At 72.7% G+C, this 20,483-nt stretch carries 20 protein-coding genes; 16 read left to right on the top strand and 4 right to left on the bottom strand.

From position 1 onward, the window contains the following. The first annotated feature begins 5 nt into the window (after positions 1 to 5). From ACFXBC_RS26730 to ACFXBC_RS26710, 5 genes are all read left to right on the top strand, one after another. Entirely contained in the window at positions 6 to 1,286 is a 1,281-nt protein-coding gene (locus ACFXBC_RS26730) for a segregation/condensation protein A (protein ID WP_385029551.1), read from the top strand. 32 nt (positions 1,287 to 1,318) lie between these two features. Next, positions 1,319 to 1,894 carry an SMC-Scp complex subunit ScpB gene (scpB, locus tag ACFXBC_RS26725; protein ID WP_385029580.1) on the top strand — a complete coding sequence of 192 codons (576 nt, stop codon included), beginning with the start codon at positions 1,319 to 1,321 and terminating at the stop codon, positions 1,892 to 1,894. Next, positions 1,894 to 3,105: a pseudouridine synthase gene (locus tag ACFXBC_RS26720; protein ID WP_385029548.1), complete on the top strand. Its 1,212-nt coding sequence runs from the start codon at positions 1,894 to 1,896 to the stop codon at positions 3,103 to 3,105. Before scpB ends, ACFXBC_RS26720 begins: the two co-directional genes overlap by 1 nt. 235 nt (positions 3,106 to 3,340) lie before the next feature. After that, a complete protein-coding gene (locus ACFXBC_RS26715; RefSeq protein ID WP_385029544.1) occupies positions 3,341 to 4,069 on the top strand; it encodes an NUDIX domain-containing protein in 729 nt (242 codons plus the stop codon). After that, positions 4,066 to 5,115, top strand: coding sequence for an ADP-ribosylglycohydrolase family protein (locus ACFXBC_RS26710; protein WP_385029541.1), 1,050 nt, complete (start codon positions 4,066 to 4,068; stop codon positions 5,113 to 5,115). The genes ACFXBC_RS26715 and ACFXBC_RS26710 overlap by 4 nt, the downstream gene beginning before the upstream one ends. A 100-nt stretch (positions 5,116 to 5,215) precedes the next feature. On the opposite strand, the gene ACFXBC_RS26705 is transcribed toward ACFXBC_RS26710, so the two are convergent. Then, complete coding sequence (locus tag ACFXBC_RS26705; RefSeq protein WP_385029538.1) at positions 5,216 to 5,926, bottom strand: DNA polymerase beta superfamily protein; 711 nt, start codon at positions 5,924 to 5,926, stop codon at positions 5,216 to 5,218. Between the two features lie 396 nt (positions 5,927 to 6,322). On the opposite strand from ACFXBC_RS26705, the gene aroH reads away from it, so the two are divergent. The 5 genes from aroH to der all read left to right on the top strand — a co-directional run bounded on the left by aroH (position 6,323) and on the right by der (position 10,818). Then, positions 6,323 to 6,685, top strand: a complete 363-nt coding sequence (gene aroH, locus ACFXBC_RS26700; protein ID WP_385029535.1) for a chorismate mutase — start codon at positions 6,323 to 6,325, stop codon at positions 6,683 to 6,685. Continuing rightward, positions 6,682 to 7,767 (top strand): prephenate dehydrogenase, encoded by a 1,086-nt coding sequence (locus ACFXBC_RS26695; RefSeq protein WP_385029532.1) that lies wholly within the window; start codon positions 6,682 to 6,684, stop codon positions 7,765 to 7,767. Before aroH ends, ACFXBC_RS26695 begins: the two co-directional genes overlap by 4 nt. A gap of 179 nt (positions 7,768 to 7,946) precedes the next feature. Continuing rightward, entirely contained in the window at positions 7,947 to 8,663 is a 717-nt protein-coding gene (gene cmk / locus ACFXBC_RS26690) for a (d)CMP kinase (RefSeq protein ID WP_385029529.1), read from the top strand. Between the two features lie 53 nt (positions 8,664 to 8,716). Beyond that, positions 8,717 to 9,304 carry a lysophospholipid acyltransferase family protein gene (locus ACFXBC_RS26685; protein WP_385029577.1) on the top strand — a complete coding sequence of 196 codons (588 nt, stop codon included), beginning with the start codon at positions 8,717 to 8,719 and terminating at the stop codon, positions 9,302 to 9,304. A gap of 65 nt (positions 9,305 to 9,369) precedes the next feature. Then, a complete protein-coding gene (gene der / locus ACFXBC_RS26680) occupies positions 9,370 to 10,818 on the top strand; it encodes a ribosome biogenesis GTPase Der (RefSeq protein WP_385029526.1) in 1,449 nt (482 codons plus the stop codon). A gap of 75 nt (positions 10,819 to 10,893) precedes the next feature. Here der and ACFXBC_RS26675 read toward each other — a convergent pair whose 3' ends face one another. Continuing rightward, complete coding sequence (locus ACFXBC_RS26675) at positions 10,894 to 11,175, bottom strand: hypothetical protein (RefSeq protein ID WP_385029523.1); 282 nt, start codon at positions 11,173 to 11,175, stop codon at positions 10,894 to 10,896. A 176-nt stretch (positions 11,176 to 11,351) separates the two neighbouring features. Continuing rightward, positions 11,352 to 12,155, bottom strand: coding sequence for a hypothetical protein (locus ACFXBC_RS26670; protein WP_385029520.1), 804 nt, complete (start codon positions 12,153 to 12,155; stop codon positions 11,352 to 11,354). A 260-nt stretch (positions 12,156 to 12,415) separates the two neighbouring features. Here ACFXBC_RS26670 and ACFXBC_RS26665 point away from each other — a divergent pair, with 260 nt between their 5' ends. The 4 genes from ACFXBC_RS26665 (at position 12,416) to ACFXBC_RS26650 (ending at position 15,782) form a co-directional block, all read left to right on the top strand. Beyond that, positions 12,416 to 13,012, top strand: a complete 597-nt coding sequence (locus ACFXBC_RS26665) for a transglycosylase family protein (protein ID WP_385029517.1) — start codon at positions 12,416 to 12,418, stop codon at positions 13,010 to 13,012. Between the two features lie 103 nt (positions 13,013 to 13,115). Next, complete coding sequence (locus ACFXBC_RS26660) at positions 13,116 to 14,399, top strand: glycosyltransferase family 4 protein (RefSeq protein WP_385029514.1); 1,284 nt, start codon at positions 13,116 to 13,118, stop codon at positions 14,397 to 14,399. Then, a complete protein-coding gene (locus tag ACFXBC_RS26655; protein WP_385029511.1) occupies positions 14,396 to 15,223 on the top strand; it encodes a transferase in 828 nt (275 codons plus the stop codon). The genes ACFXBC_RS26660 and ACFXBC_RS26655 overlap by 4 nt, the downstream gene beginning before the upstream one ends. Positions 15,224 to 15,566: 343 nt before the next feature. After that, positions 15,567 to 15,782, top strand: coding sequence for an I78 family peptidase inhibitor (locus ACFXBC_RS26650; protein ID WP_385029508.1), 216 nt, complete (start codon positions 15,567 to 15,569; stop codon positions 15,780 to 15,782). Positions 15,783 to 15,908: 126 nt separating this feature from the next. On the opposite strand, the gene ACFXBC_RS26645 is transcribed toward ACFXBC_RS26650, so the two are convergent. Then, entirely contained in the window at positions 15,909 to 16,934 is a 1,026-nt protein-coding gene (locus ACFXBC_RS26645) for a phosphatase PAP2 family protein (RefSeq protein ID WP_385029505.1), read from the bottom strand. Positions 16,935 to 17,365: 431 nt separating this feature from the next. Between ACFXBC_RS26645 and ACFXBC_RS26640 the strand changes: the two genes are divergently transcribed. Both ACFXBC_RS26640 and ACFXBC_RS26635 read left to right on the top strand, forming a co-directional pair. Continuing rightward, the gene (locus ACFXBC_RS26640; RefSeq protein WP_385029502.1) at positions 17,366 to 19,087 is read left to right on the top strand and encodes an MFS transporter; all 1,722 of its coding nucleotides are present in this window, start codon (positions 17,366 to 17,368) and stop codon (positions 19,085 to 19,087) included. A 78-nt stretch (positions 19,088 to 19,165) separates the two neighbouring features. Then, positions 19,166 to 20,356: an acyl-CoA dehydrogenase family protein gene (locus ACFXBC_RS26635; RefSeq protein ID WP_385029499.1), complete on the top strand. Its 1,191-nt coding sequence runs from the start codon at positions 19,166 to 19,168 to the stop codon at positions 20,354 to 20,356. Positions 20,357 to 20,483 lie beyond the last annotated feature (127 nt).

Below are 20,483 nucleotides of genomic sequence, written 5' to 3'. Positions count from 1 at the left end.
CCGCGATGTCTGCCGCCGACGACCCAGCTCCGACCCGCCGCCGCGCCCGGGGGCGCGGCCCCGGGGCGCCGTCCGTACGGCAGGAGGCCCCGGAGCCCGCCGGGACGCCCGGGGCCGTGCCTGCGGCCCTGCCAGGGGCCGGGGCGCGGGAGGCTCCCGAAGTGCCGGACGCCGCGGAGGTGTTGGAACCCGCGGAGACGCCGGAACCCGCCGGGGTGCTGGACCGTGCTGTCGTGCCGGAGCCCGCCGGGGAGTTGGACCCGGCCGAGGTGCCGGAGCCCACGGAGGGGCCGGACCCCGCTGTGGTGATGGAGCCCGCCGAGGCGTCGGTCCCCGCCCAGGTGCCGGAGGCTCCCGAGGCCCTGGAGCCCGGGGCGCCCGGGCCCACCGGGGCGCCGGAACCCACCGGGGCGCCGGAACCTTCCGGGATGCCGGAACCGCCGGTGGCGCAGGGGCGTCCGTCCGGGCCCGGTGGTGGTCCCGACGAGCCGGGCGACGGCCGGTTCACGGTGCGCCTCACCAATTTCGAGGGGCCCTTCGACCTCCTGCTCCAGCTGATCTCCAAGCACAAGCTCGACATCACCGAGATCGCGCTGTCGAAGGTCACCGATGAGTTCATGGCGCACATCCGGGCCATGGGCGCCGAGTGGGACCTGGACCAGACCACCGAGTTCCTGGTGGTCGCCGCCACCCTCCTCGACCTGAAGGCGGCCCGGCTGCTGCCCGCCGCCGAGATCGAGGACGAGGCCGACCTCGCGCTGCTCGAAGCCCGGGACCTGCTCTTCGCCCGGCTGCTCCAGTACCGCGCGTACAAGCAGATCGCGGACATCTTCGGCGCGCGGTTCGAGGCCGAGGGCAAGCGGTATCCGCGGACCGTGGGCCTGGAGCCGCACCACGCGGCGCTGCTCCCCGACGTCGTGATCAGCATCGGCGCCGTGGGCTTCGCGAAGCTCGCCGTGAAGGCGATGCAGCCGAAGGCCAGACCGCAGATCTACGTCGACCACATCCATGCCCCGCTGGTCTCCGTACAGGAGCAGGCCGAGATCGTGGTGGCCCGGCTGCGCTCCTGCGGCGAGGTGACTTTCCACACCCTCACCGAGGACGCGGCCGACACCCTCACCGTCGTCGCCCGCTTCCTCGCCCTGCTGGAGCTCTACCGGGAGAAGGCGGTCGCCCTCGACCAGCCCGAGGCGCTCGGTGAACTGCTGGTGCGCTGGACCGGCGGCGACGGCGCCGAGCCCGTCGTGACCGACGAATTCGATCAAGTGGTGGAGGAGACGGCGTGAGCGATCTCAAGCCCGAACTCGAAGCGGTGCTCATGGTCGTCGACGAACCGGCCACCGAAGAACACCTGGCCAAGGTCCTGGACCGGTCCCGGCGCGAGATCGCCGACGCGCTGCGTGAACTCTCCGACGAGTACACCGTCCAGGGGCGCGGCTTCGACCTGCGGCTCGTCGCGGGCGGCTGGCGGTTCTACACCCGGCCCGAGTACGCGGGGGCCGTCGAGAGCTTCGTCCTGGACGGGCAGCAGGCCCGGCTCACCCAGGCCGCCCTGGAGACCCTCGCGGTGGTCGCCTACCGCCAGCCGGTCAGCAGGTCCCGGGTCTCCGCGGTCCGCGGGGTCAACTGTGACGGGGTCATGCGGACCCTCCTGCAGCGGGGTCTGGTGGAGGAGGCGGGCGCGGAACCCGAAACAGGTGCGATCCTGTACAGGACGACGAACTACTTTCTGGAGCGGATGGGCCTGCGCGGCCTGGACGAGCTCCCGGAGCTCGCGTCCTTCCTCCCGGAGGCGGATGCGATCGAGGCCGAGACACAAGAAGGTGTGCCGTCGTTCGATCCGGATGCACCGGACGGTCCGGACACCGACGCAGACGACAAGACGGAACTTTGATGCGAAGCAACGGCAGGAACAGCGGAACCGGCAGCCGGGACAACCGTGGTGCGGGCGGGAAGCCGCCCCGTCGGACGTCCGGCGGGGCCGGCGGCGCCGGAGGGCGAGGCGACAAGCAGGAGGAGCGCCCGCGCCGCCCCCGCCCCGAGGAGCGGCGTTACGACGTCGGCACGGGTTCCTCCGACGACCAGGGCCGCAAGCCCGCGGGTGGCGGCCGGGGCCGCCCCGCCGCCGGTGGCAAGCCGGGCGGTACGGGTGGCAAGCCGGGCGGTACGGGCGGCAAGTCCGGCGGCAGCCGGGGCGCGGCGGCGCGCGGCGGTGCCAAGGGCGGCCCGAAGAAGAGCACGCAGGGCCAGCCCCCGCGCCGCGGCCCGCACGGCCAGCGGGAGACCTCGCGGCCGCGCGAGCTCGACGCCAGGATCGAGGAGCGCAACCGGGAGCGGCACAACAGGCCGCAGGTGAAGACGCCCAAGACCTTCCCCGGTGCTGAGGAGGAGGGCGAGCGCCTGCAGAAGGTGCTGGCCAGGGCCGGTATGGGCTCGCGTCGCGCCTGTGAGGAGCTGATCGACCAGGCCAGGGTCGAGATCAACGGCGAGATCGTCATGGAGCAGGGCCGCCGGGTCCTGCCGAAGGACGAGATCAAGGTCGACGGACTCACGGTCGCCAGCCAGTCGTACCTGTTCTTCGCGCTGAACAAGCCGGCCGGTGTCGTCTCCTCGATGGAGGACCCGGACGGCCGCCAGAACCTGGGCGACTACGTCAACAACCGCGAGACGCGGCTGTTCCACGTGGGCCGTCTCGACACCGAGACCGAGGGCATCATCCTGCTCACCAACCACGGCGAGCTGGCCCACCGGCTGACCCACCCCCGGTACGGCGTGAAGAAGTCCTATCTCGCCGCGATCCAGGGCCCGTTGCCGCGCGATCTCGGCAAGCGCCTGAAGGACGGGATCGAGCTGGAGGACGGGTACGCACGCGCCGACCACTTCCGCGTCGTCGAGAACACCGGCAAGAACTACCTGGTCGAGGTGACCCTCCACGAGGGCCGCAAGCACATCGTCCGCCGGATGCTGGCCGAGGCCGGTTTCCCGGTCGAGAAGCTGGTACGGGTCAGCTTCGGCCCGATCGCGCTGGGCGACCAGAAGTCCGGCTGGCTGCGCCGCCTCACCAACACCGAGGTCGGCATGCTGATGAGGGAAGTCGGTCTGTAACCGCGGCACCGGACACCTCCGGAACCCGGTCCCCGCTCCGTGCGGGGGCCGGGTTCTCTTGTACCGGCCCGCTTCTCTCTTGTACCGGCTCGCCGGCTGCTTTATAGTCAGAGCGACCATTAAAGCCCCCCGAAGGGGAGGGCGGCGGGTGCGCGTCCGCCCGGCGAACCGGGCCCACGGGGGTGGACCGGATCTCCGGGAGGCCGGGCACCGGCAGGGCCGGAGGGGGCCGCGCATGGAGGAACACCAGCCCTACGACCCCTACGCCTTCACGCCGTTCGCGGTCGCCGTCGACCTGGCCGTCTTCACGGTCAGGGACGGGGCGCTGCACGTCCTGCTGATACGCCGGGGTGAGTCGCCGTACCGGGACGCCTGGGCGCTTCCCGGCGGATTCGTCCGGCCCGACGAGTCGGCCGACGAGGCCGCCAGGCGCGAACTGGCCGAGGAGACCGGTCTGTCCGGGGAGACGGCCGCCGCGCTCCATCTGGAGCAGCTGCGGACGTACAGCGAACCCCGCCGCGACCCCAGGATGCGGGTCGTCTCCGTCGCGTACGCCGCGCTCGTACCGGATCTGCCGGAGCCGCGGAGCGGCGGTGACGCGGCCCACGCCCAGTGGATGCCGGCCCGCACGGAGCGCACGCTCGCCTTCGACCACACCCGGATCCTGGCCGACGCCCACCGCCGGATCGGCGCCAGGATCGAGTACAGCTGCCTCGCCGCCTCCTTCTGCCCGCCGGAATTCACCCTCGGCGAGCTCCAGCAGGTGTACGAGACGGTCTGGGGCACCGTGCTCGACCGCCCCAACTTCCGCCGCAAGGTACTCGCCAGCCCGGGTTTCGTCGAACCCGTGCCGGGCGCCGCGCGGCTGACGGGCGGCCGGGGCAAACCGGCCGCCCTCTACCGGGCGGGCCCCGCCACCGCTCTGCACCCACCTCTGCTGCGCCCGGAAGGACGACCAGAATGAGCACCGTCAGCCGTACCGGCCGAACAGCCACCGCCACCAGCCGGGCCGCCACAGGAGCCCTCACCGGACTCGCCATCGGGGACGCCCTGGGCTTCCCCACCGAGTTCGACGACGTACCGTCCATCCTCGCCGCGTGCGGGCCCTGGCGGGAGATGGAGCTGCCCCGCCCCGCCCTGGTCACCGACGATACCCAGATGACCCTCGCGCTGGGCCGGGCCCTGCGGACCGTCATGGACCGCGGGGTGCTCGAACCTTCGGCGATGGAGCCCGCGGTCCGGCAGGAGTTCGTCGGCTGGTACCACTCGCCCGAGAACAACCGGGCGCCCGGGAACACCTGCCTGACCGCCTGCGGGCTCCTCGACAGCGACCGGCCCTGGCAGCAGGCCAGTCAGGTGCACTCCAAGGGGTGCGGAGCCAATATGCGGGTCGCGCCGCTCGGTCTCGTACCCGGACTGAGCACCGAACAGCGGGCGGGAGCAGCCCAGTTGCAGTCGGCCCTCACCCATGGCCACCCCACGGCGCTGGCCGCGAGCGATCTGACCGCCCACGCCGTGTTCCTGCTGGCGCAGGGGGCCGAGCCGACCGGTCTTGCCGGACAGCTGCGCTCGTACGCCATCGAGAACCGCACCCGCTACCACGAGCGGTGGCTCGGCGGCCTCTGGGCGTACGCGCAGGACGCCGGGGACGCGACCCCCGCCCACTTCATGGCGCGCGGCTGGGACGACTGCCTCGCCGCCCTGGACCGGCTCGTGGCGGCACTGCGCACACCCTCGCCCGAGACGGACCCCTGCCTGGCCACGGGGGACGGCTGGATCGCGGAGGAAGCCCTCGCCACCGCGCTGCTCTGCTTTCTGCTCTTCCCGGACGAACCGCTCCTGGCGGTGCGCAGGGCGGCCTGCACCCAGGGCGACTCGGACTCGATCGCCTGTCTGGCGGGGGCCTTCGCGGGTGCCCGCCTCGGCCCCGGCGCCTGGCCCCGGGAGTGGGCGGAGCGGATCGAGTACCAGGGCGAACTGCTGGCGCTCGGGGCGCTCTGGGACACCTGAGCCGGGACACCTGGGCCGGACACCTGGGCCGGGATGCCTGGGCTGGGACACCCGAGCGGTCACTGAGCGGAGGGCCGCTCCCGCCGGGACACCCGAGCGGTCACCGCGTGGCGGGCCGCTCCGGCCGGAGCGCCGAGTCCCGGCGGGTCCGGAAGAGGAAGTCCCCGACCCGGGCGGTGTCCGGTTCCGCCGGCAGCGGGGTGCGGGCTGCGGCCTGTTCGGTCTCGTCGGCGAGGCGGGACATCCGCCGCTCGATCTCCGGCCAGGCCACCTCGCCCCGCCGGACGGCGAGCAGCGGCTCCCGGGCGTCACCGACACCGATCACCAGCTCGCCGGTACGGAGCAGATCGCGGCAGCCGGTCATCAGCCGCAGCAGATGCATCGCGTGCTTCCAGCGCGGGGCGCCGTACTGCCGTACGTCCGCGGCCAGCTTCTTCCGCTGGCCCAGCGCGTACCGGGTGAAGGTGCGGTGGACCTCACGGGAGAGGAACGCGCCACGCAGCGAAAGGAGTTCGCGGCCGGTGGCGTCGGTGTGCTCGACGAGCGGCGAGTGCAGGCACTCCAGGATGTTGGGATTGGCGCGCAGGGCCAGCTCGCAGAAGCGCTCCAGCTCCCAGGAGAACTGCTCGTCCGCCGGGCCCTCCACATGGGTCGGCGGTTTACCGAAGCTCCAGAACAGCGGGGTCGGTGCGAGGAAGACCCCGCGGCGGTCCGTGTCGCTGTCCCCGGTGGCCAGGCCGAAGGCGCGTGAACCCATCACACAGGAGTAGACGGTGTGGTCGCGGACCAGATCGGCGTGGGTGAGCTGCATGCCGAGAGGCTAAGGGCTGTCCGTAATCCCTGGTGGATCAGCGCGCGGCGTCAGATGCGGTGCATCGCAAGGCGGAGGGGCGTCCGCATACTGGATGTATTCGGGCGTCCCGACAACGCGGCGAGGCGCCGTAGCTGTCGTCGTGCGCCCGCCAGGGATTGCGGGACAGCCCTTAGGCGAGGTCCGGCGGGCCGCCGAGTGCTTTTCCCGGCGGGCCCGGGTCCGGGCCCGCCCGGTCCGGCCCCCGGGCCTGCCCCCGGTCCCGGCCTGTCCCCGCACCCGTCCCCGTCTCGCAGGGCGGGCGCGGGAGGCCGGATGTCCGTACGGCTGACTACTCTGGGCGGAGCCGGTGCGGCAGACGCGCGGCGGAGGTTTCACGGGAGCGAGGAGCGGGACGTGGCGGTACGAGCGGTCAGGGGAGCGGTCCAGCTGGAGCGGGACGAGGCCGGACACCTGGAGGACCAGGTCGCCGCCCTCCTCACGGCCATCCTGGAGCGCAACGGGCTCGCCGCCGACGACCTCATCAGCATCTGGTTCACCGCCACCCCCGATCTGCACAGCGCCTTCCCCGCGGCGGCGGCGCGCGGACTCGGCATCGTGGACGTCCCGCTGATCTGCGCCCAGGAACTGGACATCGCCGGGGCCATGCCGCGCGTCGTGCGGATCCTCGCGCACATCGAGAGCGATCTGCCCAGGTCCGAGATCACCCATGTCTATCTCGGCGCCGCCGGGGCCCTGCGCAAGGACATCGCCCAGTGAGAACCGCCCTCGTCATCGGCACCGGCCTGGTCGGCACCTCCGCGGCACTCGTCCTCGCGGCCCGGGGCGTCACGGTCCACCTCGTCGACCACGACGAGGCCCAGGCCCGTACCGCTGCCTCGCTCGGCGCCGGCACCGACGCACCGCTCGAAGGGCGGGCCGACCTCGCGATCGTCGCCGTGCCGCCCGCCCATGTCGCGGCCACCCTGGCCGACGCGATCGGCCGCGGCGCCGCCCGCGCCTACCTCGACGTCGCCAGTGTGAAGAGCGGGCCGCGCCGCGAGCTGGAGGCGCTCGGCTGCGACCTGGCCCAGTACATCGGCACCCACCCGATGGCGGGCAAGGAACGGTCCGGCCCGCTGGCGGCGACCGCCGACCTCTTCGAGGGGCGCCCCTGGGTGCTCACCCCGACCAGGGACACCGAGACCGAGGTGCTCAACCTCGCCCTGGAACTGGTCGCGCTCTGCCGGGCGGTGCCGGTGGTGATGGACGCCGAGGCACACGACAGGGCCGTCGCCATGGTCTCGCACACACCGCAGCTGATCTCCTCGATGGTCGCCGCCCGCCTGGAGCAGGCCGACGAGACGGTCGTACGCCTCTGCGGCCAGGGCATCAGGGACGTCACCAGGATCGCCGCGTCCGACCCCCGGATGTGGGTGGAGATCCTCTCGGCCAACCCGGGCCCGGTGGCGGACGTCCTGACCGGCGTCGCCGACGACCTGGACGAGACGGTACGGGCGCTGCGCGCCCTGCAGTCGGCCGACGACGAGAAGCGGCACACCGGGGTCACGGGCATCGAGTCCGTACTGAAGCGGGGGAACGCCGGCCGGGCCCGGGTGCCGGGCAAGCACGGGGCCGCACCGGCCGCCTACGAGGTCGTGGCCGTGCTCATCAGCGACCAGCCGGGCGAGCTGGCCAGGATCTTCGCGGACGCGGGCCGGGCCGGGGTCAACATCGAGGACGTACGGATCGAGCACGCGACGGGACAGCAGGCCGGTCTGGTGCAGCTGATGGTGGAGCCGAGCGCGGCCCCCGCACTCGCCGCCTCGCTCCAGGAGCACGGCTGGTCGCTGCGCCAGTAGCGGTGTGCGGTCCGCTTCGGCCGGGGGCCTGGTTCCGCCCTCCCGCGGCGGCCCCCGCACATGCCGCGGAGGCCGGGCGGGGCGCCGCCGCCGGACGGCGTAACGGGACGGTCGCCCCAGCCAGTAACCTTGTGCGGGGCGCACCGGCGTCCCGCACATACCGCCCGTGAAGCAGGAAGGTGCCCGTCACCGTGGAAACCGCCGCCCGGAACACCCCGGCAGCAGTGATCGTCGCCATCGACGGCCCCTCCGGCACGGGCAAGTCCAGCACGTCGAAGGCGGTCGCCGCCAAGCTCGGGCTGAGCTACCTGGACACCGGCGCCCAGTACCGGGCGATCACCTGGTGGATGATCAGCAACGGGGTCGACGTGCAGGACGCGGCCGCCGTCGCCAACGCGTCGGCCAAGCCCTCCATCGTCTCGGGCACCGACCCGGCCGCCCCGACCATCACGGTCGACGGCGCCGACGCCTCGGGCCCCATCCGCACCCAGGAGGTCACCGCCAAGGTCAGCGCGGTGAGCGCGGTCCCCGAGGTGCGGACCCGTATCACGGAGCTCCAGCGGGACATCGCGGCCTCGGCCGTGGGCGGCATCGTCGTCGAGGGCCGCGACATAGGGACGACCGTCCTCCCGGACGCGGACCTCAAGGTCTTCCTGACCGCTTCCCCCGAGGCGCGGGCCGCCCGCCGCAGCGGCGAGCTCAAGGGCAGCCAGGCCGCCGGCCTCGCCGCCACCAGGGACGCCCTGGTCAAGCGGGACGCGGCCGACTCCAGCCGTAAGACGTCGCCCCTCGCCAAGGCGGACGACGCGGTCGAGGTGGACACCACGGAGCTGACCCTTCAGCAGGTCATCGAGTGCGTCGTCACCCTCGTCGAGGAGAAGCGGGCCGCCAGGTGACACCACCCGGGCCACGCGGTGCCGCGGTCGGGCGGGGCATCGGCATCGGGCTGATGTACGGCCTGTGGCGGCCCCGCGTCCTGGGCGCGCGGCGGGTCCCGGCGAGCGGCCCGGTCATCATGGCCGTGAACCACTCGCACAACATCGACGGACCCATGCTGATGGGAACCGCACCCCGGCCGGTGCACTTCCTGATCAAGAAAGAGGCGTTCACCGGTCCTCTCGACCCGTTCCTGCGCGGAATCGGTCAGCTGAAGGTGGACCGGACGACCGCCGACCGTACGGCGGTCACGGACGCGCTCACGGTGCTCGCGGGCGGGGGAGTGCTCGGGATCTTCCCCGAGGGCACCAGGGGCGAGGGCGACTTCGCCTCGCTGCGCGCGGGACTCGCGTACTTCGCGCTGCGCGCCGGGGCGCCCATCGTCCCGGTGGCCGTGCTGGGCAGCACCGAGCGCGCCGGACGCCTCGTCAGGGCGCTGCCGCCGCTGCGCAGCAGGGTCGACGTGGTGTTCGGCGAGCCCTTCGACGCGGGCGACGGCAGCGGACGGCGTACCCGCAAGGCGCTGGACGAGGCCACCGTACGGATCCAGCAGCGGCTCACCGGCCACCTGGAAAGTGCCAGGCGCCTCACCGGGCGCTGAGCGAGACTTGAGTAGTGGACCGCGCAACCGCGGTCCATCGATGACGCAACAGAGGAACGGACTTCATGAACGACCAGCACGACCACGGAGCGCTCGGCGACGCCGAGTACGCGGAGTTCATGGAGCTCGCCGCGGAAGAGGGCTTCGACGCCGAAGACGTCGAAGGCGCTCTTGAGGAGGCCTCGCACGGCCCCCTGCCCGTCCTCGCCGTCGTCGGCCGCCCGAATGTCGGCAAGTCGACCCTGGTGAACCGCATCATCGGCCGCCGCGAGGCAGTCGTCCAGGACAAGCCGGGCGTCACCCGCGACCGCGTCACCTACGAGGCCGAGTGGGCAGGCCGCCGCTTCAAGGTCGTCGACACCGGCGGTTGGGAGCAGGACGTCCTGGGCCTTGAGGCCTCGGTCGCGGCCCAGGCCGAGTACGCCATCGAGGCGTCCGACGCCGTGGTCTTCGTGGTCGACTCGACGGTCGGCGCGACCGACACCGACGAGGCCGTCGTGAAGCTGCTGCGCCGGGCGGGCAAGCCCGTGGTGCTCTGCGCCAACAAGGTCGACGGGCAGAGCGGCGAGGCCGACGCCAGCACGCTCTGGTCGCTCGGCCTCGGCGAGCCGCACCCCGTCTCCTCGCTGCACGGCCGCGGTACCGGCGACATGCTGGACGCCGTACTCGAAGCGCTCCCCGAGGCACCGGCGCAGACCTTCGGGACCACGGTGGGCGGCCCGCGCAGGATCGCGCTCATCGGCCGTCCGAACGTCGGGAAGTCCTCCCTGCTCAACAAGGTCGCGAAGGAGGACCGGGTCGTCGTCAACGAACTGGCGGGCACCACCCGCGACCCGGTGGACGAGCTGATCGAGCTCGGCGGCATCGTCTGGAAGTTCATCGACACGGCGGGCATCCGCCGCCGGGTGCACCTCCAGGAGGGCGCGGACTACTACGCGTCGCTGCGCACCGCCGCCGCCGTCGAGAAGGCCGAGGTCGCCGTCGTCCTGATCGACGCCACCGAGTCCATCAGCGTCCAGGACCAGCGCATCGTCACCATGGCTGTCGAGGCCGGCCGGGCGTTGGTCCTCGCCTTCAACAAGTGGGACACCCTCGACGAGGAGCGCCGCTACTACCTGGAGCGGGAGATCGAGACCGAGCTCGGCCAGGTCGCCTGGGCACCCCGGGTCAATGTCTCCGCCCGCACCGGGCGCCACATGGAGAAGCTGGTCCCGGCGATCGAGACGGCCATCAAGGGCTGGGAGACCAGGGTCCCGACCGGCAGGCTCAACGCGTTCCTCGGCGAGATCGTCGCCGGGCACCCGCACCCGGTCCGCGGCGGCAAGCAGCCGCGCATCCTCTTCGGCACGCAGGCCGGGACGATGCCGCCGCGCTTCGTCCTCTTCGCCTCCGGCTTCCTGGAGGCCGGCTACCGGCGCTTCATCGAGCGCAGGCTCCGTGAGGAGTTCGGCTTCGAGGGGACGCCGGTCCACATCTCGGTCCGGGTGCGCGAGAAGCGCGGCCGCAAGAAGTAACCGGACGGGCGGCAGGACCGGCGGGTGCCACCGGTCCGGCAGTCGGTCCGGTACCGCCCCGCACGGGCCCGCCCGTCAGAGACCCCGGCGCGGGCCGGGCGGCAGCGCGGGCCGGGAGTGCCCCGGGTTGTGCTGCCGCTGCCAGCCCCCGGGGTTCTCCGGCGGGCGCTGTCCGCCGCTGCCGCCGTGGTAGGTGCCGCTTCCGTGCATCCCGGTGCCGAACGCCGTGAAGCCGGTGTGCTCCTCGTTGCTCCGGTCGCCGGGGAGCGTACGGAACGATCTGCGGTACTCGGAGTAGAGCGCGTCGTAGATCGGTGTGGCGGAACGGGGCCCCGCCGGGTCCTGGGACGGACGCATCGCGGGGATCGGCGTCTGGTACGGCTGGCGGCTCGGCTCGTATGGGTGCACACAGGGGCCAACGACCCCGGGGCCCATCGGATGCGGGGACGCGGGCGAGAAGTGCGGATTTTCCCGTACGAACATGCCGATAACCCCCCGGGCCGGAGAGGGCGGGGGGAAGGGCATCGGGTCTCTCAGGTGCCGGCCAGCGGCAGAGCGGCGGCCACCAGCGCGCCGCGCATGGCGGCCCGCTCCAGCGCGTCACGCAGCAGGTCCTCGCGGCCCTGCTGTCCGATCGAGCCCGCAGGGGCCGCGAAGACCAGCACCGTGTGCGACCTGTTGGCCGCCGTGCGCCAGCCGTCGGTGACATGGAGCGGCTGGTGCGCCTGCCACCAGGAGACCGGGCTGCCGCCGCCGGTGCCCGGCTGGAGGATGGCGTGCAGCTGTCCCATGGCGAGCAGCACGGACCAGCCCGGCAGCGCGCGGGGCACCTGCTCCAGATCGGCGACGGGCAGGAAGCCCTGCTCGGTGAGGAGCTGCAGGAAGTCGTCGCCCGTGCCGGTGGAGCCGGGCCGGACGACCGGCGCGGTCGGCTCGACGACCAGCGCCGGGTGGAGTTCGCCCTGGATCAGCACGAGACCGCTGGTGATGCCGAGCACCGCCTGCTCCGGCGCGGCCGCGACCGGAGGGGACTGCGGGGCCTGCTGCCGGGGCTCGGCGTCCTCGCCCGTGATGCTCCGCACGGCGCCCTGGAGCTGCGTCTCGGCGACCTTCACGACCTGTGAGGGGATGCAGGTGGCGTGGGCGAAGGCGAGCACGGCGGTCTCGTCGCCGACGAACAGCACCGTGCTGGTGCGCTCCTGCTCGGAGTCTCCGGGGGTACGGCAGGAGGTGCAGTCGTAGCTGCCCGGGGCGTTCTCCCCGGCGAGCAGGAGATCGGCTTCTTCGTCGCCGATCTCGGCACGTACGTCCTGGCTGACGTCGAGCATGCGCGGCACGGATGGCTCCTCGAACTCGGTTCGTGCGCCGGGCAGTTCCCGGCCGACAAGAGAACAACGGGAGACCGGCTTCCGGGGTCACGCGTAAAGGCGTACGGAAATGGGCCGGGCGCCGGGGGTGGCAGTGCCGGGCGGCAGTGCCGGGGTGCGGCGCCGGGCTGTCTTCGGTGACGGGCGCCTGGTCCGCCGACCGGGTGGGGCGGCCGCGGTCCTTCGCGCGGCACGATCATCATCTGATCCGCTCTGCTTAACGTGGCCCGATGCCGACCCCTCGTGTGTGGCCCGCCGCCCTGCTGGCCCTGCTGATCGCCCTGGCGCCGTCCGGTGCGCACGCCGCCCGGCCGCCCGCGGCAGGGGTCCCCGCGCGGGCCGGCGCATCCGGGCCGCTGCCCTGCACCGGTGACCAGCGGCCCTGGGGATGTATCGCCGCGTGCGAGAGCGGTGGCCACTGGGACGCCAACACCGGCAACTCCTTCTACGGCGGGCTCCAGATCCTCCAGTCGACCTGGGTCGAGAACGGCGGTCTCGCCTACGCCCCGCGGGCCGATCTGGCCACCCGTGAGGAGCAGATCACCGTCGCGGAGCGGATCCTCGCCACCCAGGGCTGGCGGGCCTGGCCGGTCTGCTCCAGGCGGTACGGCTTCCACGACCCGGCGGGCCGGGTCCATGTCGTGAGGCCCGGCGAGACCCTCAGCTCCATCGCCAGGCACCACCGGGTCAGGGGCGGCTGGTCCGCGCTCTACCGGACCAACGCCCGTACCGTCGGCCCGCACCCCGACCGGCTCGCCGTCGGCACCCGGCTGGCGCTCCCGGCCGGGACCGGGGCTCCGCCGGAGCGGCCGGCGGGCGCCGAGTAGAGTCCCTTCGCACGGCAGTCGCGGGGGAGCCCCGGGACACCGGGGGCGCCGGGGTGCCGCGGTCCCGGGCACACGGCGGCGACGCGGGGGACACGACGGCGACATGCACATTACTTTCATGCTCCACAACGCCTACGGCATCGGCGGCACGATCCGTACCACCTTCACGCTGGCCGGGACGCTGGCCGAGCAGCACGACGTGGAGATCGTCTCCGTCTTCCGCCATCTCGACCGGCCGACCCTGGGCGCCCCCGACGGCGTACGGATGAGCCATCTCGTCGATATGCGCAAGGGCAGCCCGTCGTACGCGGGGGACGATCCGCTCCACGCCCGGCGGGCCACCGTCTTTCCCCGGGGCGATCACCGCCACCGCCAGTACAGCCGGCTCACGGACTCACGGATCGCCGGGTACCTGAAGTCCCTGGAGGCCGACGTGATCGTCGGGACCCGGCCAGGACTCAATGTGCAGATCGCCCGCCAGGCGCGGCGCGGCCCGGTCCGGGTCGGCCAGGAGCACCTCACGCTCGACAGCCACAACGCCCTGCTGCGCCGCGAGATCGGTTACCGCTACGGCCTGCTGGACGCCGTCACCACGGTCTCCGAGGCCGACGCGCACGCCTACCGCACCCGGCTGGCCGTGCCCGGTCTGCGGATCGACGCCATCCCGAACAGCGTTCCCGAGCCGCGTCTGCCAGTCTCCGACACCACGGCGAAGTGGGTCGTGGCGGCGGGCCGGCTGACCGAGACGAAGCGGTTCGACCTGCTGATCCGGGGCTTCGGGCAGGTGGTGTCCGTCCGCCCGGACTGGCGGCTGCGGATCTACGGCAGCGGCGACGCCAGCGGCAACGAGAAGAGCGCCCTGCGGGCCCTGATCGAGGAACTGGGCCTGTACAACCATGTGTTCCTGATGGGCCCGGCCAACCCCATCGAGTCGGAGTGGGTCAAGGGCTCGGTCGCCGTGGTCACTTCGCGGCTGGAGTCCTTCGGCATGTCGCTCGTCGAGGCGATGCGCTCGGGCCTGCCGGTGGTCTCCACCGACTGCCCGCACGGTCCCCGCGAGATCATCAGCGACGGCGCCGACGGGCGCCTTGTCCCCGTGGGAGACACCGACGCCATCGCCGCCGCCCTGCTCGAACTGATCGGGGACGACGCCCTGCGCGGCGCGATGGGAAAGGCCGCACGCGAGAGTGCGGCGCGCTTCGACCCCGCGCCGGTCGCGGCACGGCACGAGGCGCTCTTCACCGAACTGGCCGCCCGGCACGGCGGCGGACCGCCCCGCGGGCCGCTGGCCGAGGGGCTGCTGCGCGCCCGTGGCACGGCCGGGAGCGGAGCGTACGGACTGCGGCACCGGATATCCGGTGCGGTGCGAAGGAGGAGGGCCGCATGACAGGGACCGGTGAGGACCGGCTGCCGTACGCAGTCGACTGCACGGCGGGCGCCGACGGAACCATCGGCTTCGCGGTGACGGCGGCCGGGCCGACGGGGCTGGTGCTGAAGCGGCGCAAGTCAGGCGACCGGGTCAGGCTGGCGCTCACCGAGTCGCCGGACGGCCGGCCGTCCGCGGTGCTGGACGCGGCGTACATGCTCGGTGAGGGCCGCTGGGACATCTTCGTGGAGGACGGCGCGGCCGGTGAGCAACGGGTCGAGCCGGGGCTCAGGGACCTGCGGAAGCTGATCGCCCGCACACCGGCGCCCACGGCCACACGCGTGGTCGCCCGTGTCCCGTACCGCACGGCCGACGGCATGCTGGCGCTCCGCTGCTGGTCGCGCGCCCCGCACGCGGAGGCCGGTGAGCTCACCGTACGGGAAGGCGCGCTCACGCTCCGGGGACAGCTGTACGGGGTGGTGCCCGGCCCGGACGCGGTGATCGAGGCGAGGCTGCGCGGCGCCCCGGGGCAGGTGCACCGGGAGCCGGTGCGGGCCGGCGGCGACGGGGAGTTCAGCTGCACGCTGCCCTACGGGCCGCTGGGGGGCGGGGACGGCGCGGAGGAGGCACGGTTCTGGGACCTCTGGCTGCTTGCCGGGGACGCGGAGCGGGGCGGGCGGGGTGCGCGGATCAGCCGGATCCTCGACGACATCGCCGACCGCAAGTCCGTTTTCGTCTACCCCGGTTCACCGTGCACGGGGGGTGCGGGGCGGGCCGCCACGGCCACGCCGTACTACACGGTGGACAACGACCTCAGTGTGCGGATCGATCCTCCGAAGCGCTGAGGAGCGGGGTATCCGGGTGGTGCGGATTCTGTAGGGAATTCGTGAACCAGCCGCGTTCCTGTTATTTTGGCGCGGGCTCTATTCACCGGAGAATTCGACGTTCGCGTGCGGCCTGGTTCCTGTGATATCGCGGGTGTCAATTACTCCGCTGCCGGCCTTCTGCGCAATGACGATTCGACAGGGGTGATACACCCCTTCGGGTGACGGGGCGCGGCCGGACAGGTGTCTTGATGCTGTGACAGAAGCGTGACAGGCCACGGATGCCGCCGTGGTGCGGAGACGGTTCGTGGAAGGGATCCTTCCGGTCTTCCACCGTCTTGGCGGGGGGCCTACGGTGGGTGTCATGGCACCCATTCCGACCCCTCCCGTACAGCCCGACGACGCCCCCGACAGCTATGTGGGCCTCGATGAGGAGCGCGCCGGGCAGCTGGCCAGGGAACGCGGCTGGTCCACCGTGCGAGCGCTGCCCACGGGCACCGTCATCACCATGGAGTTCCAGTCGGGCCGGCTCAACTTCGAGGTCGACGGGGGGAAGGTCGTCCGCTGCTGGCCGGGCTGATCCCCGCTTCCACCGGGGCAGGGCACCCACCCGCGCCCGCGGTACGCGGACGAAGGCCCCGGCCGGGGAGAGATCCCTGGCCGGGGCCTTCGTGCTGCGGGGGAGTCTGTGCGTACCGCCCCGGGGTCAGGTGGAGCCGCCGGGCACCGGGCGGGTCTGCCCGGTGCGGGGGGTGCGGTCGGAGTGCGGGGGACGGCGGCTGCCGGCCGGTGTGACGGGGGTGCGCTCCGAGCGCGGGGCGTGGGTCCGCTGGAGCGTGGTGGGGTGGGTGGCGCTTCGGGGGGTACTGGAGCGCCCCGCGATGCTCACCGGCTCCAGTGGCTGGCCCGCCTCGTCCGGGCCCTCGGCCCGGGGGTGGCCGTGCGGCAGCAGTACCGGCTGGACATCGGCCGGTACGGGCACGGGCGCGGCGGGCCCGCGGGAGGCGCGGAACCTCTCGCGCGCCGCGAAGACCGCGGTCTCGGTGCGGCCGATCAGCGGCTCGAACCAGGGCAGGGCCAGCAGCACCAGCAGCCCGGCGGCCCAGCCGAGCAGGACATCGCTCAGCCAGTGCGTACCGAGGTAGACCGTGGTGGCTCCGACACCCAGGGCCAGTGCGGCCGAGCCCACCGAGAGCCAGCGCCTGGCCAGCGGGGTGGTGGCCAGATACGCCAGGATTCCCCAGGTCACGACGGCGTTGGCGGTGTGTCCCGAAGGAAATATATCGCCGCCGGCGAAGAGCTCGGCCGAACCGATCTGGGTGGCGTAGTGCGGCCCGAGGCGGCCGAGGCCGAGCTTGACGGCGCCCACCGTGACATTCAGCAGCAGCAGGGCGGCGCCGAGGGTCAGCAGGGGTCTCAGGGTGTGCTGCCGCCAGGAGCGCCAGCCGAGCCAGGCCGCGACCATCACCGCGGTGGGCCCGCGCTGGCCGAGCACCACGAAGTAGTCGAGGAAGGCGTGCAGCTGCGGCCACTGCTGGTAGGGCCGGAAGAGCATGACCTTCCAGTCCAGCTCCACGAGCCAGGACGTGGTCAGCACGGCGACGACGATGGCCAGATAGAAGGCCAGCGTCGAGCCGAGCAGGGCGACCCGGTGCCGGCTCATCCGCGGGATCTCTAGCTTCGGCGGTTCCGGCTCCCGGTCCAGACGGGCAAAGATTCGGTCGATACGCACTCAATCGACGTTACAGCGGGTGAGTGACAGGGCTGGCCGATCCGGTCTCTTTGTGATGACGATGTGATGTGGACTTTGTCTCAGGGACTTGTTTATTCCAACGCAATGTCGAATACCGGTTCGCGGGTCTCGTTATATGCAAGAAGGCCCTTACGCTCGTGTTATCGGCCTTCTGGTAAATACTTTCGCGAGTATGCACTCGGCATTTCTTCCCGGCCGAAGCTGCCGCACCGCCGCCCTCCCAAGATCGTTTGAGCTGGCGCGGCAGGGGTGCGGACCCGTGGAGCGGGAGGTGAGATGGGCCACGTGAGAGTCGCGCGGTCTCGCGTACGCTGACGGCTCGCTCGCCCGTCGAAGCCGGGCCGCGGAGGGCATCCGGCCCCCGCTCGCCCGCCGAGCGCGAGGGAGACACTGCTGTGGGAGGTACGCGCATGTCAGGGACGTCCGTGACCGGCCGGCGCCCGCGCGTCGCCGTCGCAGCCGGCGCCAACCGCTGGGTCGTGCTCGTCGTCCTCTGTGTCAGCCTGCTGCTGGTCGCCCTCGACGCGACCGTCCTGCATGTCGCGGTCCCCGCCGTCACCGAGGACCTGCGCCCGGGGGCGATCCAGCTGCTCTGGATCGTCGACGCCTATCCACTGGTCTGCGCCTCGCTGCTGATCCTCTTCGGCACGCTCGGCGACCGGGTGGGCCGCCGGCGTGTTCTGCTGATCGGTTACGCCCTCTTCGGCGCGGCCTCGGCCGTGGCCGCCTTTTCTCCCACCCCCGGGCTCCTGATCGGGGCACGGGCCCTGCTCGGTGTCGGTGGCGCCATGATCATGCCGGCCACCCTCTCGGTGCTGCGGGCCGTCTTCCCCGACCGCAGGGAACGCGCCGTCGCGATCGGGGTGTGGACCGCGGTGGCCGCGGTGGGCGCCGCCATCGGACCGGTGCTCGGCGGATTCCTGGTGGAGCACTTCTGGTGGGGCTCGGTCTTCCTGATCAACCTCCCGCTGATGGCGGTGCTGCTTCCGCTGGCCCGCTGGGTGCTGCCCGAGTCGCGGGGCAGCGCGGACGGTCCGTGGGACGTGCTCGGTGCGCTGATGGCGGCGGCCGGGGTGCTCGGTGTGGTCCTCGGGGTGAAGCGGATCGGCGGCGGCGAAGGGGTGCTCGGCGCCGCGACGCTCGTGCCGCTGGTGGCGGGAGCCGTGCTCCTCGTGCTCTTCGTCCGGCGGCAGCGCAGACGCGAGCACCCGCTCATCGACATCCGGATGTTCTCCCGGCCCACGTTCACCACCGCGGTCGGCTGCATCGTGATGGCCATGCTGGCCCTGGTCGGCCTGGAGCTGATCGCCGTCCAGTACCTCCAGCTGGTGCTCGGCCTCAGCCCGCTGGCGACCGGACTGCGGCTCCTGCCGCTCACCTTCGCCGCCATCACCGCCGGGGCGATGGGCTCCTGTGTGCTGCGCCGGGTCGGACCGCGCCGGATGGTCTGCTTCGGATTCGTGCTGACCGCGGCCGCCGTGCTCTGCCTCGTACGCATGGGGCCCCACGACGATCCGCTGCTGCTGACCTTCGCCTTCGTTCTGCTCGGCTTCGGCCTTCAGGCCACGCTCTTCGGTGCGTACGAGTCGATGCTCAGCGAGGTCCCCGCCGACCGGGCCGGGGGCGCGGCGGCGATCGGCGAGACCTCGTACCAGCTGGGCGCCGGTATGGGCATAGCGCTGCTCGGCAGTGTCATGAACGCCGCCTACGGTCCGTCGCTCAGATCGGTGCACGGGGTCCCGGCGGCCGCGAGCCACCAGGCCGCCAACTCGCTGGGCGAGGCGTACCAGGTGGCCACCCGGCTCGGCGGTCCCGCCGGGACCGCGCTGCGCAGCGCCGCCCGGGACGCCTTCGTGCACGGGCTGCACATCACCCTGCTCGTCAGCGCCGGTCTGCTGCTGCTCGGCGCGCTCGCCGCGCTGCGGCTGCCCCCGGAGATGGAGTGCGCGGCCCTCGCCGGGGAGTCCGGGCGCATCGGGGGCCCGCAGGCGGAGCGCACGGAAACCGGCCGGGCGGCCGTCGGGCAGCCGTCCGACGGGCGGGCCCGCGAGGCCCTGCCGCAGGGGGCCCCGTCCGCTCTCCAGCGCCCGGTGCCCGCCGACGCGGCCGGGTCTGGACGAGCGGGACGCTGAGCCGTAACGTCGGCGGAACCCCGTAACTAACGCTGCTAGTTTTATCCGTTGTCCGTGCGAGCCGCCGGAGGCACCCCCATGTCCGCACCGTCCAAGCTGCCGCCCTTCGACCCCGCCGACCCCATCGGCCTGGACGACCTGCTCGGCGACGACGATCTCGCGATCCGCGGCACCGTCCGCGCCTGGGCGGCCGACCGGGTACTGCCGCACATCGCCCAGTGGTACGAGGAGGGGGAGCTGCCCGGTATCCGTGAGCTCGCCCGCGAGCTGGGCTCCATCGGCGCGCTCGGCATGTCACTCCAGGGGTACGGCTGCGCGGGCGCCACCGCCGTCCAGTACGGCCTGGCCTGTCTGGAGCTGGAGGCGGCCGACTCCGGGATCCGCTCGCTGGTCTCCGTACAGGGATCCCTCGCGATGTACGCGATCCACCGCTTCGGGTCCGAGGAGCAGAAGCAGCGGTGGCTGCCCGGCATGGCGGCGGGGGAGATCATCGGCTGCTTCGGGCTCACCGAGCCCGACCACGGCTCGGACCCGGCCGGGATGCGGACCCACGCGAAGCGCAGCGGCACCGACTGGGTGCTGACCGGGCGCAAGATGTGGATCACCAACGGCTCGGTGGCGGGCGTCGCCGTCGTCTGGGCGCAGACGGACGACGGGGTCCGCGGTTTCGTCGTCCCCACGGACACGGCCGGATTCTCCGCTCCCGAGATCCGGCACAAGTGGTCACTGCGCGCCTCGGTCACCAGTGAGCTGGTGCTGGACGAGGTCCGGCTGCCGGCCGACGCGGTGCTGCCCGGGGTCACCGGGCTCAAGGGGCCGCTGAGCTGTCTGAGCCATGCCCGGTACGGGATCGTCTGGGGGGCGATGGGCGCCGCCCGTGCCAGCTTCGAGGCCGCGCTCGACTACTCACGGACGCGCGAGCAGTTCGGCAGGCCGATCGGCGGCTTCCAGCTCACCCAGGCGAAGCTCGCCGACATGGCGGTCGAACTCCACAAGGGCATCCTGCTCGCGCACCACATCGGGCGGCGGATGGACGCCGGGAGGCTCCGGCCGGAGCAGGTCAGCTTCGGGAAGCTCAACAACGTGCGGGAGGCGATCGAGATCTGCCGCACCTCGCGCACGATCCTCGGCGCCAACGGGATCTCGCTGGAGTACCCGGTGATGCGGCACGCGACCAATCTGGAGTCGGTGCTGACCTATGAGGGCACCGTCGAGATGCATCAACTGGTGCTCGGCAAGGCGCTCACCGGTCTCGACGCGTTCCGGTAGACCCGGGGCCCGGCCGCTGGGGCCCGGCCGTCGGGGCCCGCAGGCCCGGGACCCGTCAGATCCGGAGCCCGGCAGAGCTGGGCCCGGAGGCTCCGGGACCGCTCGGCCGCCGGCCGGGCCGGGGGCC

It is taken from the genome of Streptomyces sp. NPDC059398 (genome assembly GCF_042751845.1).
Taxonomy (GTDB): domain Bacteria; phylum Actinomycetota; class Actinomycetes; order Streptomycetales; family Streptomycetaceae; genus Streptomyces.
This window is presented reverse-complemented; position numbering and strand designations above follow the sequence as displayed.